Raw genomic sequence first — 15,349 nt, 5'->3', positions numbered from 1 at the left:
GTCGTCTAAGCCGTGATCAGATAGCCGACGGCGGTGAGCACCCCGAGGGCCATGACGGTCAACAGGACGGTCGCGGCCACGGTGAGTACGCGGCGCGGCCAGGGGCCGGCGCGGACGTGGAGGGTCCACGACGGTGTGTCGTCCTGCGGGGGCGGTGCATCCTGCGCGGCGTTCTCCGCCGCGGGTGCTGCTCGGTCGAGTGTGCTTGCCATGTCGGCTCCTTGTGGCCCGCGCCCCTGTGCGACATCTCGGGCGGGCACGGAAGGCGGATTCTTTGACAGATTCACAAGCCTCGGCGGCGGCATCCCAGCCGCCGACTTCGGCGGACCGTGCGCGGACGGGAATCCTCTGAAAGGAGTTCCTTGCTGTGCGCAAATTCACCGTACAAGAGTCTTTACCGGGGTCAAACAGGTGTCTGTCCGCATGCATCCGCAAGGGACTTTCGTCCTGGGGAGAGGTGGCATTGGTCCGACATGACTCACGAACAAGACTGACCAGACAAGGAGTTGAGGCACCGTCACCTTGGCCGGTCGAGGGTCGGGGCGCCTCGCCCGTGGGGGAAAAGAACGCACGCGCACCATGATTCCGGCGCTGAATTCGTCAGCCTTTCAGGAAAGAGGTCACACGCGAAAGTAAAAGGACGGACCGGAAGTCCCGGCAGCACAGGACTTCCGGCCACGCAATTCAGGCAGTGCGCTCCGCCGGCACCGCCTCGGGATCCGGTGCCGGCGGCGCCGGGTGGCCGGGGGCCACCGGTGGTGTGTAGGTGCGGGAGACCCAGGTTCCGGCCAGTGCGAAGACGGCCATGGTGGCCGCGAGGCTCCAAAAGCCGTCGGTCAGGCCGGTGTTGGCGAACCAGCCGACCATCGGCATGAGCGCGGCGGTGCCCAGGCCGATGGCGAGCAGCCGAAGGGAGGCCATCTTGCCCTTGGCGTCGTCCTCGGCCCGTTGCTGGAGCGAGGTGAGCAGCCAGGTCAGGCTGTTGAGGTTGGCGAAGCCGGCCAGGAAGAAGGCCAGGAAGTGCACCGTGCTGGACCCGCCGAGCGCCAGCGCCGCCGCGGCACCGCCCTGGAGGAGCAGCCATACGGGCAGCAGCCGTTGGGACACCAGCCGGCCGGAGAAGAACGACGCGCTGATCATGCCGACCGCGAAGGTGGCCTCCAGTGCGGCGATATACCAACCCTGGCCGCCGCGGGCGGCGTCGGCCAGCGGGATGACCAGGGTGCTCAGCCCCTGGGCGAGGACGAAGTCCGCGGCGCACAGGGCGATCATCACGAAGACCGCCTTGTCCGCGCGGTAGCGGCCCAGCATGCGCCGCCACTCCCCCACCGTGCCGGCCATGGCGGTGGTGAGCGTGTGCGCCGACAGCGGCGCGGTGCTCTCGGCGGAGGTGAGCCGGACGCGGCTCACCACCAGCGCGCAGGTGGCCGACATGGCGACGTCGACCAGGAGCGCCTGCCCGGCCCCGCTCCAGGTGAGGATCAGGCCGAGCAGTGCCATGCCGGTGAGCGCGCCCGCCTGGAAGGCGACCCCGATCAGGCTGTTGAAGCGGGTGATGTGAGTCCGGTCCACGTGGTGCGCGGTGAGCTTGAACAGGGCCGAGCGCTCGATGTTGTCGAAGACGGCGAGCAGCGCGGCCACCGCCACCATCCAGGGCACGGCCCGGCTGCCCGGCAGCGTCGCGAGGCCGATGATCAGCAGGACGGTGACGGCCCGGCCGACCCCGCACAGGGCGTACACGCGCTTGGAGCTGACCGCGTCCACGAGCGGTCCGCACACCGGCAGCACGCAGAACGCGGCCACTCCTTGCAGGGTGAGGACGAGCGCGAACGCCGCCGGGCTGCCGGTGCGTTCGTAGAGCAGCTGGCCCATCGCCAGGGTGTGGATGCCCACGCCGATGCTGGACAGGGAGATCGCCCCGAGCATCATGCGGGCCACGTGATCGCGGAACATCAGGCAGCCACCGCCAGTCTGCGGTCGACGACCGGCTTCACCTTGCCGCTGACCGTGTTGCGCGGCAGTTCTCCTTCGGCCAGACACTCGACCCTGAGTTCGTACAGGTCGATTCCGGCGTCGAAGTCCTGCCATGCGCCGAGGACGGGGAACATGGCGGTGAGCCGTTCCCGCACGTGCTCGGTCCGCAGGGCCCGCGGGGACTCGGTGCGGATGGTGAGGATCTCCTTGCTGCCCTCGGTGTGGACCTCGATCTGCAGCTGGGAGACCAGGAGTTCGGCCAGGGCGTCGAGGACGTCGGAGTACAGGACGGTCTCGCCCTTGAAGCGGATCAGGCCGTCGGAGCGGCCCAGGTACTCCAGGACCTTTCCGGACACCCCGCACGGGCAGTCGCGGTGGAGGATGCGGCCCATGTCACCGATGCGGTAGCGCACGAGGGGGCCCTCGAACTTCTGCAGGCAGGTGACGAGGAGTTCGCCGGCCGTGCCGTCGGGCAGTGGCCTGCCGTCCTCGTCGACCACCTCGATGAGGTTGTAGTCGTCGTTGACGTGGTGCAGTGTGCCGCCGAGCCGCGTGCACTGGTGGCCGAGCTGGGCGCCGTCGTTCGCCGCGAGCACGCTGGAGACCACGCGGGCCCCCAACTCCCGGCGCAGCCAGTCCTTGTCGGTCTCCGTCATGGGTGTGCCGCCGTAGAGGACCTTCTCGATGCGGAACGCGGGGTCGCGCCGCTTCGCGTCACGCAGCAGCGGCAGGATCAGGGCGGGCATGCCGAGGACGACGTTGGCGCGGAAGCTCTCGGTGAGCATCAGCAGATCGTCGACCGTGACGAACTGGCCCGTGGTGCAGCACTCGACGGGCATGCGGGAGAACTCGCTGAACGACGTGGTCAGTCCGCCGTACATGCCCCCGCCGAAAAGGGTGTTGACGATGCGGTCGCCGGGCTCGACGCCGAGGTCGTACCAGACGGGCACGGCCTCCCGGACCATGTTGTCCCAGTCGCCGCGCGCGTAGCGGATGAACCGCGGGTTGCCGCCAGTGGCACCGGAGCGCAGGACTTCGCCGGTGGCCGCGCCGTCGCCGCACATCGCCCGGCTCGCGGGCAGCGAGTTGGCCTCCAGCGTGGCCTTGTCCAGTACGGGCAGGGCGGTGAGTTCTGCGGTGTGCGTGACGTGCGGCAGTGCCGCGTAGTGCGGGGTGCGCCGGGCGCGGGCGAGGAGATAGCGGATCCGCGCCGCCATCCTGCCCTCGTACTCCGCGGTGTCCTCGCTGCGGGCGCGGGCGAGCGACAGGCCCGGACGGTGCCGGCGCCGCAGCAGCCCGTGGACCCAGGGGGCGGTGCAGTCGAGGGCGAGCACCGCGTCCAGGGGCAGCGGCGGCACGCGGACGGGCACGCCGGGGACGTCCGCCCCGGGCTCGGCGGTGGTGCCCGCGGGCAGCGGGACCCCGGCCTCGCGCAGGCCATCCATGACGGCGGTCCACAGCGCGGGGCGCGCCGAGCGTACGATCACCTGATTGCCCAGGGCCCAGGCGAGCAGGAGCCCGCGCAGCGTGGCGTCGGCGGACTCGTCGTCGAGGACGACGGTGCCGACGGGCCCCGTCTCCAGCACGTCGTTGCTGTCGGTCAAGGGCTGCCAGGGGTACTGGCAAACGCCGTCGAGCAGGCGTTCCAGGCCCTCGTAGAGCTGGCCGCTGTCGAAGCGGCGCAGCGACGCGGTGCTGTCCGCGCGGGTGAACTCGGCGCGCAGAACGTCGAGTTCACCCCGGTCGATGGCGCGCTCGACGTGTTCGACGGCCAGCAGAAGGTCGGTGGGATAGTGCCTCACGGGTGTGTCCTCAGGTCGGGCGGGCAGGGTGGTCGGGCGCGACAGGGTGGTCAGGCGGGCAGGGGTGGTCGGGTCACCGGCGCTCGGCGATCACCGAAGCGAGTCGGCGCACGCCCAGATCGGTCTGCTCGGGCTCGGGGTAGGAGAAGGAGAGTCGGCCGTGGTGGACGCCCCTGCCGTCGGCGTAGAAACCGGTGCCGGGGACGAAGGAGACTCCGGCGGCCAGGGCCCGGGGCAGCAGTTCCCTGGCGTCGACGCCGTCGGGGAAGGTGGTCCAGACGAAGAAGCCTCCGTCGGGGACGGTCCAGGAGACGTCCCGGGGCATGGCCTCGGTCAGGGCGTTCAGCATGGTGTCGCGCCGCTCCCGGTATCCCGCGCGGGCGGTGGCGAGATGGTCGGCCCAGGAGTGCGTGCGCAGGTAGCGGTCCACGGTCAGTTGGGCGAGAGCCGAGTGGCAGAGCGCGGCGCTCTCCGCGGCGAGCACCAGCTTGCGGGTGAGGGCCGAGGGGGCGTGCGCCCAGCCCACGCGCAGGCCCGGGGCCAGTGTCTTGGAGAAGCTGCCGAGGTACACGACGTGGCCGGGGGCGTCGGCGGCGAGCGGCCGGGGCGGTTCGCCGCCGTAGTGGAGCATGCCGTAGGGATCGTCTTCGACGACGAGGACGCCCGCGGCCCGGCAGATGTCGAGGATCTGGCGGCGGCGCCCGGCGGAGAGCGTCACACCGGTCGGGTTCTGGAAGGTCGGGACGGTGTAGAAGATCTTCGCGGGGCGGCCCCGGGCGGCCTGCCGGGCGAATGCGGCGGCCAGCTCGTCCGGGACGACGCCGTCGTGGTCCATGCCGATCTGTACGACCCTGGCGCCGGCCGCCGCGAAGGTGCCGAGCGCGGTGACATAGGTGGGGCCCTCGGCGACGACGGTGTCCCCCGGGTCGAGCAGCACCCGGGCCACCAGGTCGAGGGCCTGCTGGGAGCCGGCCGTGACCAGGATGTCGTCGGGCCGGGCGGCGATCCGGGCGCCGTGCATGATGTCGCAGATCCGTTCGCGCAGGGCGGGGTCGCCCTGCGCGCTGCCGTACTGCAGGGCGGTGGTGCCGCTGTCGCGGAGCACGGCGGCCGTGATCGCGGCCAGCTCCTCGGTGGGCAGAGCCGCGGGGTTGGGCATGCCCCCGGCGAGCGAGACCACGTCGGGACAGCCCGCCGCGGCGAACAGTGCGCGCACCTGCGAGGGCACCATGGCCCGCGCGCTGCGCGACAGACGGGCCTCCAGGCCGGGGCCTGGGGGCAGGGTGTGGCCCGCAGGCGCGGGACGGGGTTTTCGCAGCTCGGTGGTGCCGGGCATGGCGGTCTCCTGGTGCTGGGACATCAGTGGGGCGGGTGGGTTCGCGGAGCGGGCGAGGCGTGCGGCGGCGTAGACGCGCAGCACGTGCTCCGGGCGCCGGTGCAGGACGTGGACGCGGCCGGGTCCTTCCTCGGTGTGGGTGGCGACGGCCGCGGCGTGCCGGTGCAGCGTGTACGGCTGGGCGGCGGTGGCGTGGAAGGTGGTGGGGCGGCCACGGGAGAGGTCGGTCCACTCCGCGTGGCCGCCGCCGAGTGCCGCGCGGGACAGCTCCATCAGGTCCGGGTGGCACAGGCCGGGGCGCAGCGCGGTGAACCGGACTCCCGCGGCGGGCGTGGTCAGGTCGACGCAGGCGGGACCGTCGCCGGCCCCCCGCTCGTCCAGCGCGGCGAGCGCGAGCTCGGCGGCCCAGTCCTGTTCCGCTCCCCGGCGGGGCAGCAGCAGTGCGTCCGGGAAGGCGCAGGGCCGGGCGGGATCGACGGGGCCCGCGACCTTCCAGATGGCGCAGACGCGCCGGGAGCGGCCGAGGGAGACGACGTTGACGTGCAGTCCCGAGGGCGAGGAGGGCATGAGGGGTCTCCGGCTTCGTTGGGATCGCTTGCGCGGTCTCGCTCAGCCGCGCGGTGTGAGCCGCACGACGGACTTCCCGGTGTTCTCGCCGCGCAGCATCCCGAGGAAGGCGTCCACGGTCCGCTCGAACCCGTCCGTGACACTGAGCCGGTCGGTGACGCGCCCGGACCGCAGGTGCGGTATCAGGAACTCCTCCAACTCGGCTTGCGCGTCGCGGTGGTTGGCCACGAGGAAGCCTTCGAGCCGGATGCTCTTCTCGACCAGGTCGAAGAGATTGCGGGGCGCCGCGGGAGCGGCGGACGCGTTGTACTGCGCGATGGCACCGCACCAGGCGATCCGGCCGGATTCACGCATCGCGCCGATGGCCGCTTCGAGGTGGTCCCCGCCGACGTTGTCGAGGCAGACGTCGATCCCGTCCGGTGCGGCCTCGGCGAGCTGGGCGGAGAGTGAGGGACCCGCTCGGTGGTCGAAGGCCGCGTCGAAGCCGAGTTGCTCGGTCAGCATGCGGACCTTGTCCGGCGATCCCGCGCTGCCCACGATCCGGCCGGCCCCGAGCAGTCGGGCGAGCTGTCCCGCCGCGGTGCCGACCCCGCCCGCGGCCGCGGAGACGTAGAGGGTCTCGCCCGCCCGGAGTCGGGCGATGCGGGTGAGGGCCACGTAGGCGGTCAGGCCGGTGCCGCCGAGCAGGCCGAGGAAGGTCTGCGGCGCGATTCCGTCGTGGTGCGGCAGCACCCGGGCGTCGTCGGCGGTCAGCACCGTGTGGGTGCGCCAGCCGTCGCGGTGGAAGACGAGTGCGCCGACGGGGAGTTCGGGACTGCGGGACTCGGTCACGCGGCCGATGGAGCGGCCTTCGAGGGGGCTGTCCAGGTCCCAGTCCCCGTCCATGCACTCGCGCATGTACGGGTCCACGGACAGCCACAGGTTCTCGACCAGGGCGTCGCCCGTCTCCAGTGCGGGCAGGGCGAGTTCGGTCTCGGTGAAGTCCCCGGGAACGGGCCTGCCGCGGGGCCGCCGACGCTGCTGGACGGCGCGGGCCGTGGGTGCGGTGCCACTCATGCCGCCTGCTCCTTCGCCGCCACGGGCCGGGTCGTGACGGAGACGGCGCGGGCGCATTCCGTGAGGAAGCGGCGCAGTTCTCCGGCGTCGCCGTGGGAGGCCTCGATGAAGACGGGGACCTCCCACTCCTGGTACGTGATGTGTCGGGGGGTCTCCTGGTCCGGGGCGAGGACGTGGATCCGGTCGGCGCACGGGTGGGTGCGGATCCAGGCGGGCACGTCGATGTGCCGTCCGGCGTCGGCGTCCAGGTGGTGGCCGGGGAAGGCGAGCCAGGCGTGGTGGCGGCCGGTGGGCGGTGGGCTCTGCGGGCGTGGGAGTCCGAGCCGGACGGCGATCTCGTGGGACGGGAGGTGCACCCCGGTGTGCCGCTCGTGGTTCTGGACGACGGCCGCGCCGCCGACCCGGTTGGCGACCTCCAGGAAGATCAGCTCGCTGTCGCCGGTCTCGAAGAACTCCAGGTGGAGGGAGCCCTCTTCGATGCCGATGGCGCTCACCGCCCGCTCGGCGAAGTCCCGGTACCGCGGCAGGACCTCCTGCTGGTGCGAGCCGAGTGGCGTCCCCGACGCGTAGTCGACGGGCTTGTTGACGTAGCGGCTGACCGACAGGCTCGCGATTCGGCCGTCGACGACGAGGCCGTCGGCGTGCAGGATGTCCCCGTCGATGTGCTCCTCCAGCTGGAACTCCCCGCGTTCCGGGAGCTTTCGGTAGGCGCTGAGCGCCGCGCGGGCCGTCTCGTGCACGGTGACGTCCTCGCTGGAGGCGCCCCGGCGCGGTTTGAGGACCGTACGGCCCTGCCACGGCAGCGGGCGGCACGGCGTGGGGTCGGCCACGAAGCGGGGGAAGCGCAGGCCGGAGCCGGCCAGGGCCTCCTTCATGCGCACCTTGTCGCGGACCCGCTCGAGACGATCGAGGTCGGGACCGGCGATGCCCAGGTGCCGGCGGACGTGCCAGGCCTCGGTGATGCCGAACTCGGAGAGCGCGAGCACCTTTTCGTAGCCGTCGGCCGGTGAGGTGCGGGCGCGGATGCCGTCGACCAGGTCCTCCTCGGCGCCCAGGACGATGCGCTCGCAGCGCAGGTCCTCGGGGAGGTCGGGCATCCGGTGGGGGTGACCGATGTACGTCACGTCGTGCCGCTCGTGGTCGATGCCCCGGTGATAGGAGATCTTCCGGTACGGCACCTGGTGGATGACGAGGATCTTCATTCCTGGTACTCCAAGGTCGTGATGCCCCAGCTGAAGCCCATGGCGCTGGTGGCGAGCATGATCAGGTCGCCGGGCCGCAGCCGGCCCGCGTCCCGGAGGTCGCCGAGGGCGATGAGGGTGTCGGCTCCGCCCATGTGGGCGAGGCGGTCGTAATTGAAGACACTGCGCTCGGCGGGGATGCCCAGGGCGCCGAGCAGCCGCTCGTGCATGTCGCGGTCGCCGTGGTTGATCAGGAAGTGGGCGATGTCGTCCCGGGTGCGGTCGACGGCGGCGAGGTTCTCGTCGACCAGGGCGGTGAACTGGCGTACGTAGGCGTCCGCGAGACCCGTGCGGTGGGCGCCGCGCCGGATCAGGACGCGGCCGTCGGCCGGTTCTCCCGTGTAGTAGTCGGCCCAGCTGCCGTCGGTGCGCATGGCGGAGTGCAGGAACCGGAAACGGCCCGCACCGCCCTGAAGGAGCACCGCCGCAGCCGCGTCACCGAAGTTGAACAGAGCCTTGGAATCCGGGTCACGGTAGTCCACCATCCGGCTGAGCCGGTCCGCGATGAGGACGAGGGCGTGCTCGCCCTCGTCCAGGGCGCCTTGTGTGCACAGCAGGCGGATCGCGGTCATTCCGGCGTTGCAGAAGTTCGTGATTTCGAAGGCGTGGGCGTCATCGGCCCCGAGCAGGTGCGCGACCTTGGCGGCCGGGGACCAGAACGGCCGCTCCCACTCGCCGGACCCGGCGTGGACGACCTGCCGGATCCGGGAGGCCGCCACGCCGGTGCGGTCGAGCACGGTACGGGCCGCGCGGAGCGCGAGCTCCCAGGACGCCTCGCCGTCGGCGAGCACCGGGAAGCTCTCGCAGTGCGTGATCCGTGCCAGGTCCGCGAGGGCGACCCCGGAGGCGCTGTGCATCGCCCGGATGTCGGCCCTCGCGGAGGGGAAGGCGACGGCGAAGTCGACTATGCCGCCCACTGCCCGCCCTCGATGCTCACCCGATGCACGGTGCGGTCCACCCCGGGCGCCACCTCGGTCGCGGCGTGGTAGGTCGTCGCCGTCTTCCACACGACCAGGTCGTTGGTGGTCCAGCGGTGGGTGTAGCCGTGCTCGGGGTCCTGGATGAGTGCGTCGATGAGCGCGAAGAACTCCGCGTTCTCGTTGGCGTCGAAGCCCACCACCGAGTGCATGTACTCCGGGGCGCCGTACAGGTAGGGGCGGCCGGTGTACGGGTCCTGGCGCACGAGCGGGTGCTCGACGGGCGGATACTCCTGGTTGACCAGTTCCTTGAACTCGGCGATGGACAGGCCGACGTGCTCGGCGGAGATGCGCTGGCGCTTGGTCACCGTGTGCAGGGCCGTTCGGCCGGCGATCCTGTCCTTCCACTCCCGGGGCAGGCGCTCGTACACGTCGGCGGCGCTCGCGTACAGGGTGTGGCCGCTGGTGCTCGGCACCTGGACGCCGTGCAGCATCGTGTACGGCGCCGGGTCCTTCGTGTAGGAGGAGTCCTGGTGCCAGAAGTTCCCGACCCGGGCGACGCCGACGGGCCGGTTGGCCTTCATGGCGTTCGAGGAGATCATGATCTCCGGGTGCTCGGGGTGCCGGTATTTGGCCATCAGGAACGGCACGGGCCGGCCGACCTTGGCGGCGAGCTCGATCTGCTGGGCCGGGGTCAGCTCCAGACCGCGGATCACCGCGAGTTCGTGGGTGTGGACGAGGTCGAGGAAGTGCTCGAAGACCTCGGGGCGCCGCAGGTCCTCGACGTCGACTCCGGTCAGTTCGGCGCCGATGGACGGGGTCAGCTGCTGTGTCTCCATGGGTGTCTCTCCTGGGTGAAAAGGTGGGTAGGACCGGTTCGGGTGCGGTTCAGGACTCGTCGAGGCAGACGCGCAGGGCGTCGACGAACTCCTCGATCTGCGCCTCGGTGCGGAAGGGGGCGACGGTCACGCGGAACCGCTCTCCGCCCTTCGCGACGGAGGGGTAGTTGATCGGCTGGACGTAGATGTCGAACTCGTCGAGCAGCCGTCGCGAGATGCGCTTGACGCGCTCGCCGCCCGGTACGAGCACGGGGACGAGGTGGCTCCGCGCGTCGATGAAGTCGATCTCGGCGGCGTGCAGCGCGGCCCGCATACGGACCGCGTTCTCCCGCAGCGCCCGGCGCAGTTCGGCCCCTTCCGGGGACTGGACGACGTCGAGGCTGCGCCGTGTCGCGTCGAGGCTCGACCGCGGAATGGTGGTGGTGAAGATGAATCCCGGAGCGTGCGAGCGCACGTAGTCCAGGGCGGTGTCGGGGCCGGCCACATAGCCGCCGGTGGTGCCGACGGCCTTGCCGAAGACGCCCTGCACGAAGGTGGGCCGGTACTCTCCGATTTCCTCGCAGATTCCGGCGCCGGTGGGGCCGTTGACGCCGATCGCGTGCGTTTCGTCGAGGTAGGTCATCGCGTTGTACCGGTCGGCGAGATCGCAGATCTCGCGGATCGGCGCGATGTCACCGTCCATCGAGTAGACCGACTCGAAAACGATCAGCTTGGGCCGCTCGATGTCGTACTGGGAAAGCAGTTCTTCCAGGGCCTGTACGTCGTTGTGCGGAAATACGTGCTTGGTGTTTCCGGCGGCCCGGATTCCCTCGATCAGGGATCGGTGGTTGAGGGAATCGGAGAGGACCACCGTCTCGGGAACCGCGTTCAGCAGCGTGGACAGCGTCTCGAAGTTCGCGACGTATCCGCTGGAGAAGACCAGTGCGCGCGGCGCCCGGTGCCAGGCGGCGAGCCGGCGTTCGAGGTCGACGTGCGCCTCACTGGTTCCCGCGATGTTGCGCGATCCGCCGTTACCGGTGCCGTGCCGTCGGGTGGAGGCGATCTGCGCCTCCATGACCTCCGGGTGCTGGCTCATGCCCAGGTAGTCGTTGGTGCACCAGACCTGGATGCGCCGGCCCTGGTGGATTGCGTGGCCGGGCTCGGCCGCCAGGTAGGAACAGGGTGTGAACTCCCGGTAGAGCCCGGATTCCTTGAGGTTTTCCAGCCGCTTGTGCAGCCCGACGAAGACAGAGTCGAGCGGTGATTCGAGCGGAACGGCCGACATGGCGTCTCCTACGGAAAAAGAGTGGAAGCGGAAGGACGGGCGAACGGATCGCTTCAGCCCCATTGCGAGTCGTTCGGCGACGCCCCCGGGTCATTGGCCGGCGCTGCGGACACGGTCCTCCCGGTCCCGGCCCGCTCACCCCCGAAGCCGTCGGCGGAACTCCCCAATACCGCCAGAACGGCAACCGCGAAGCCGATGAGAGCGTGCTGAAGAATGCGCTGCTTGCGCATGAAAACCCCCCCAGGTTTCTGTCGGGCCGTGTTGATCAGGCCCGTGACCAGAATCATGGGGCGCGCCGCTGGTCGGGCAAAGGGATGTCCTGGAGCATGAACGTGCAACGACAGGACATGAAGGATCGATATATGTGCACAAACTTGGTCATAGCGGGCGATAGCCCGGTGTCCGAGATCTGCGCGGAGGGCCTCAGCTTCTATGCGGAGGCCCTGCAGGGGGACGGAGTCGCAGAGGAAGGTCCTGAATGCCTGCTCGCGCTGGGGCTGTTGCGGCGGGTGCCGGGGGGCCGGTTCGCCGCGGTTCCGCCGGGCCTGGCCGCCGACGCGGTGATGCGCCCGGTGGAGAAGACGATCGAGGAGGCCCAGCGCGCCCTCAGCGCGGCCCGCACGTCCCTGCACCGGGCCGAGTCGGTCTACTGGGGCAGTGCACGCGGCGACGGCGAGGCGTCCGTGCGGGTCATCCGCGGCGCGGACGTCATCAGCGCCACGCTCTCCTCCGCCGTGCACTCCTGCCGTGAGGAACTCCTGACCGCGCAGCCGGGAGGGGGCCGCCCGCAGGAGCTCCTGGAGGCGGCGCTCGCCAGCGATCTGCCGGCGCTGCAGCGCGGGGTCCGCCAACGGACCATCTACCAGCACACCGTCCGCACGCACGGGCCGACCCTGTGCTACGTGGAGCGGGTCTCGGCCGCCGGTGCCGAAGTGCGCACGCTGGACGAGGTGTTCGACCGGCTCATCGTCTGCGACCGCAGGATCGCCTTCGTCCCCGACCCGGGGTCGGAGCGCCGCCAGGTCGCGCTGGCCATCGAACATCCGGGGGTGGTCCGCTACCTGGTCGGCCTCTTCGAGCACTCCTGGGTGCGGGCCACCCCGCTGCCCAGCACCCCGAACGAATACCGCCCGCCCCTGCTGCTGGACGAGACCCGGCGTGCGGTCCTTCAGTTGATGGTCAACGGCTATACCGACAAGACCATCGCCGGTCGGCTGGGGATGAGCGTCAGGACGGTGGCCAGCCACATGGCCAAGGCCGCGGAGGTCTTCGACAGCCGCAGCCGCGCCCAGCTCGCCTACATGATCGCCAAGGCGGGCCTCCTCGACGAGGAGCTTCCCGAGCCTTCCGAACTCGGACGGGTCTGATCAGGCGGCGTCGGGGACGGGCGCCTTCGGCCGGGTCCGCGCCTCATACGTGACTGTGCCCCGGATCAGCGGATCCGGGGGCACAGTCGGTGTCGTCGTGTTCAGAGCCCCATGGAGGCCCGGAATTCGTCGAACGAGACCTTGCGGTCACCGTCGCTGTCGATGGTGTCGATGAGGTCCTGCGCGGCCTCGGCGGTGACACCCGTGTCACCGAGCTCGGCGACGACCTGCCGGTACTCTTCGGCAGTCAACTGCCCGTCCCCGTCGACGTCGTACCGGTCGAAGACCTTCCGCGCCGCGGCTGCCATGTCGACCACTTGTTCCTCATTTCCTTGCTGTTTCACGACCGCCCCCACTCTAGGACCTCCAGGCACCCGCTCCCGCGGCGCCCGCCACTCCCGTCCGCGCACGCGGTACCGGTCAGACGGGCTGGATGCTGTCGCCGTTGTTGTAGAACGTGGCGTTGGTGCCGAGGCGGCGGAAGTCGTTCAGGACGCCGGCGAAGGTCTTCCTCGACGGGAGGAATTCCAGCAGGGCGGTCCGGTCGTTCTCCGTGAGGTGCTCGCGGAGCAGCTGGTTGTAGGCGTTGAAGGACGCCGCGGTGTTCCCGGGCGACTTCGCCGCGTCGCCCCGGTGGTCGTTGGTGACGGCGATGGAGGCGAGATCCATCAGGAAGCAGTCGAACAGGTCCCGGACGTCCCGGGGTCGCCCCTCGGCCCGGAGCAACTCGGCCATGTCCAGGACGACATCACGGTAGATGCCGTGCCGCCGCGTGAGGTGGTAGACCGCCATGATGTGGTCCTGCTGCCCGGCGCCCTCCGTCGTCATGAACTTCCGGGGGTTCTGCCCCTCAAGGCCCGGCACCGGCAGTTCCGCGCCCTCGAACATCGCCTCCTCGACCCCGATCCGCGTGTCACGGGAGGCCAGCGGGTGCAGGCCGATCTCGTGGGCGAGCATCCCCATGACGTGACCGATGTCGTAGGTCTCGAAGTAGTAGCTGGCGAGGTTGATCTGCACGCCCTCGTCGCCCAGGTCCTCCACGTCGGCGGGGGGCTCCTGCTTCAGCAGGTCGCGCAGGTGCAGCGTGATACGGCAGGGGCGGTTGCCGATGTAGGTGTTGACGACCTCGTGGCCCTGGAGCAGTTCGATGATGCGCACCGCCTTGTCGCGGTAACGCTGGTCGGTGTGCTTCAGGTTGGTGAACTCGACGTTCCCCGACCGGAACGGCGCGTAGGCGGGTGCCACGTCGGGCGCGGCGTCCGGGTCCGCCGGTGCGCGCGGCGGGACCTCCGTCGCCGTCCCGGTGGGGTCGGTGCCTTCGGCGGGCCGGGGCAGGGAGACCGGGTCGACCCATACGGCCTCGCGCGGTACGGGCGTGGCGTCGGTGCGGGCCGCGTCCCAACCCTGCCCGCCCTCCTGCTCACTTGAATGCAGGTCTACGTCGCCGATCAGCCTGCTGATCAGGGCGAGGTGCCGACCCCGCAGACCGGCCGGCGCGAGCGAGGAGTCCTCGGGCCCCTCGTGCAGGGCGCCGAGCAGGCTGCCGGGAATGTGGGGCCGGTGCGCGGCACCGGCCTCCCGGTACTCGTCGCGCAGACCGAGCTGATGCGTCAGCTCGTGCGCCAGCTGCACCGGAGCGGCATCCGCCCACCACGCCGTCTGGTCCATGGCCCGGTCACGGCCGATCAGGTCCACGGTGAGGTGCGGGGCGTCCTCGGCGCTCACGTGCTGGACCGTCACGTGCAGTCGGTCACCGTTCGGCAGGCGGTACGCCGGATCGTTCAAGAACTCGGTCACCGCCAGGTCCAGTTGGCCGAAGACCCGGTCCGGCTGCCCGTCCTCGCCGCGCAGCGCCACGCGCACGGTCAGGTCGGTCACCGGCTCGCCGTCGAACATGAACCGCCGCGCGTCGAAACCCGAACGCACCACGAAACGCGGCCGGTCGTCGCGCGGACCGACCGGCGCCCGGAGGTCGACCTCGTCGGCCGGCTCACTGCTCGTGGCCTGCTGCGGCAGCCGGGGACGCGCCTCGTCCGCAGCGGGTGCGGGCGGCAGAGGGCGCTGGATGCTGTCGCCACGATTGCCCCTGCCCAGGCTTGCGGTGGCGAGCGTCTTGAAGTCCGCCGCCACGCCCCACATGCTCTTGTTGCCCGGAACCAGCGCGTGTACGGGGCTGTTCACCGCCAACCGCTGGACGAACAGTTCCTTGTACGCCTGGTAGGCGCGAGCGGTGTGGCCCGGACTGAACACCGCGTTCGCCCGGTGGTCGTTGGTGACGGCGATCGACGCGAGATCCATCAGGTAGGTGTCGATCAGGTCCGTGACGTCCTGCCTCTTCGCGCCCTCCACACCGGCGTCCGCATCCGCCGCGAGGTTCTCGGCCATCCGCACCACGATGTCCCGGTAGATCCGGTGCCGCGTCGTGCTCGGGAACGCGGCCATGACGTGGTCCGCCTGACCAGCAGTCTGCGCGTCCATGATGCGCGGCGGGTTCAGGTCCGTGAGCCCCGGCACGGGCACAGGGAACTCCCGGAGACCGGCCTCCTCGTCGGGAATCCCCGTGTCCCGGGATGCCAACGGATGCAGCCCGATCTCGTGGGACAGCATCCCCATGACGTACCCGATGTCGTACTTCTCGAAGTAGTAGCTGGCGAGATTGATGTCCACGCCCGCCTCACCACGGTCGGCGACATCCGCGGGGGTCTGGGTGGTGCGCATGTGCAGCGTGATCCGGACAGGGCGGTCGCCCACGTAATCGCGAATCGTCTCGTGCCCGCGCAGCACGTCAATGATCCGGACCGCCTTGTCGCGGTACCGCTCGTCGGTGTGATTGAGGTTCGTGAACTCGTAGTTCCTGGAACGGAACGGCACGAACGTCGGCTCGGCGTTCGGGTCCGTCGGCATACGGGCGGGCACGTCGGCCGCCGTGCTGTCGGTGGTGGGCAGGGATACGGGGTCCACCCACACCGACGAACGCGACTCAGGC

General features: G+C 70.6%; 12 protein-coding genes. 1 reads left to right on the top strand and 11 read right to left on the bottom strand.

Going from position 1 to position 15,349, the window contains the following annotated elements; translation table 11 throughout:
* Positions 1-5: 5 nt before the first annotated feature.
* The 9 genes from ACY34M_RS19305 to hemA all read right to left on the bottom strand — a co-directional run bounded on the left by ACY34M_RS19305 (position 6) and on the right by hemA (position 10,996).
* Positions 6-212 carry a hypothetical protein gene (locus ACY34M_RS19305; RefSeq protein WP_462722870.1) on the bottom strand — a complete coding sequence of 69 codons (207 nt, stop codon included), beginning with the start codon at positions 210-212 and terminating at the stop codon, positions 6-8.
* 472 nt (positions 213-684) lie between these two features.
* Complete coding sequence (locus ACY34M_RS19300; RefSeq protein WP_462722869.1) at positions 685-1,953, bottom strand: MFS transporter; 1,269 nt, start codon at positions 1,951-1,953, stop codon at positions 685-687.
* Positions 1,953-3,776: a phenylacetate--CoA ligase family protein gene (locus ACY34M_RS19295; protein WP_462722868.1), complete on the bottom strand. Its 1,824-nt coding sequence runs from the start codon at positions 3,774-3,776 to the stop codon at positions 1,953-1,955. The genes ACY34M_RS19300 and ACY34M_RS19295 overlap by 1 nt, the downstream gene beginning before the upstream one ends.
* Before the next feature lie 73 nt (positions 3,777-3,849).
* Entirely contained in the window at positions 3,850-5,679 is a 1,830-nt protein-coding gene (locus tag ACY34M_RS19290; protein WP_462722867.1) for an aminotransferase-like domain-containing protein, read from the bottom strand.
* Positions 5,680-5,721: 42 nt separating this feature from the next.
* Positions 5,722-6,735 carry a zinc-binding dehydrogenase gene (locus ACY34M_RS19285; RefSeq protein ID WP_462722866.1) on the bottom strand — a complete coding sequence of 338 codons (1,014 nt, stop codon included), beginning with the start codon at positions 6,733-6,735 and terminating at the stop codon, positions 5,722-5,724.
* A complete protein-coding gene (locus ACY34M_RS19280) occupies positions 6,732-7,937 on the bottom strand; it encodes an ATP-grasp domain-containing protein (RefSeq protein WP_462722865.1) in 1,206 nt (401 codons plus the stop codon). The genes ACY34M_RS19285 and ACY34M_RS19280 overlap by 4 nt, the downstream gene beginning before the upstream one ends.
* Positions 7,934-8,893: a 3-oxoacyl-ACP synthase III family protein gene (locus tag ACY34M_RS19275; protein WP_462722864.1), complete on the bottom strand. Its 960-nt coding sequence runs from the start codon at positions 8,891-8,893 to the stop codon at positions 7,934-7,936. Before ACY34M_RS19275 ends, ACY34M_RS19280 begins: the two co-directional genes overlap by 4 nt.
* Complete coding sequence (locus tag ACY34M_RS19270) at positions 8,881-9,732, bottom strand: TauD/TfdA dioxygenase family protein (RefSeq protein WP_462722863.1); 852 nt, start codon at positions 9,730-9,732, stop codon at positions 8,881-8,883. The genes ACY34M_RS19275 and ACY34M_RS19270 overlap by 13 nt, the downstream gene beginning before the upstream one ends.
* 49 nt (positions 9,733-9,781) lie before the next feature.
* Positions 9,782-10,996 (bottom strand): 5-aminolevulinate synthase, encoded by a 1,215-nt coding sequence (gene hemA / locus ACY34M_RS19265; RefSeq protein ID WP_462722862.1) that lies wholly within the window; start codon positions 10,994-10,996, stop codon positions 9,782-9,784.
* Between the two features lie 362 nt (positions 10,997-11,358).
* Here hemA and ACY34M_RS19260 point away from each other — a divergent pair, with 362 nt between their 5' ends.
* On the top strand, positions 11,359-12,363 hold the full coding sequence (locus ACY34M_RS19260; protein WP_462722861.1) for a helix-turn-helix transcriptional regulator: 1,005 nt from the start codon (positions 11,359-11,361) through the stop codon (positions 12,361-12,363).
* Positions 12,364-12,464: 101 nt separating this feature from the next.
* Here ACY34M_RS19260 and ACY34M_RS19255 read toward each other — a convergent pair whose 3' ends face one another.
* Both ACY34M_RS19255 and ACY34M_RS19250 read right to left on the bottom strand, forming a co-directional pair.
* Positions 12,465-12,671, bottom strand: a complete 207-nt coding sequence (locus ACY34M_RS19255; protein ID WP_326018922.1) for an EF-hand domain-containing protein — start codon at positions 12,669-12,671, stop codon at positions 12,465-12,467.
* Positions 12,672-12,783: 112 nt separating this feature from the next.
* The coding region (locus tag ACY34M_RS19250) for a hypothetical protein (protein WP_462722860.1) at positions 12,784-15,349 on the bottom strand (2,566 nt) is incomplete at its 5' end.

The organism is Streptomyces sp. EDA2-14 (assembly GCF_054963755.1).
The sequence above is the reverse complement of the archived record's forward strand: the minus strand, read 5'-3'. Positions and strand labels throughout refer to the sequence as shown.

What these genes read in the sequence shown, in the direction of transcription:
- ACY34M_RS19290 (WP_462722867.1), bottom strand. Translation starts at nt 5,679, where the DNA reads ATGCCCTCCTCGCCCTCGGGACTGCACGTCAACGTCGTCTCCCTCGGC.
- ACY34M_RS19270 (WP_462722863.1), bottom strand. Translation starts at nt 9,732, where the DNA reads ATGGAGACACAGCAGCTGACCCCGTCCATCGGCGCCGAACTGACCGGA.
- ACY34M_RS19285 (WP_462722866.1), bottom strand. Translation starts at nt 6,735, where the DNA reads ATGAGTGGCACCGCACCCACGGCCCGCGCCGTCCAGCAGCGTCGGCGG.
- hemA (WP_462722862.1), bottom strand. Translation starts at nt 10,996, where the DNA reads ATGTCGGCCGTTCCGCTCGAATCACCGCTCGACTCTGTCTTCGTCGGG.
- ACY34M_RS19255 (WP_326018922.1), bottom strand. Translation starts at nt 12,671, where the DNA reads ATGGCAGCCGCGGCGCGGAAGGTCTTCGACCGGTACGACGTCGACGGG.
- ACY34M_RS19260 (WP_462722861.1), top strand. Translation starts at nt 11,359, where the DNA reads ATGTGCACAAACTTGGTCATAGCGGGCGATAGCCCGGTGTCCGAGATC.
- ACY34M_RS19305 (WP_462722870.1), bottom strand. Translation starts at nt 212, where the DNA reads ATGGCAAGCACACTCGACCGAGCAGCACCCGCGGCGGAGAACGCCGCG.
- ACY34M_RS19280 (WP_462722865.1), bottom strand. Translation starts at nt 7,937, where the DNA reads ATGAAGATCCTCGTCATCCACCAGGTGCCGTACCGGAAGATCTCCTAT.
- ACY34M_RS19300 (WP_462722869.1), bottom strand. Translation starts at nt 1,953, where the DNA reads ATGTTCCGCGATCACGTGGCCCGCATGATGCTCGGGGCGATCTCCCTG.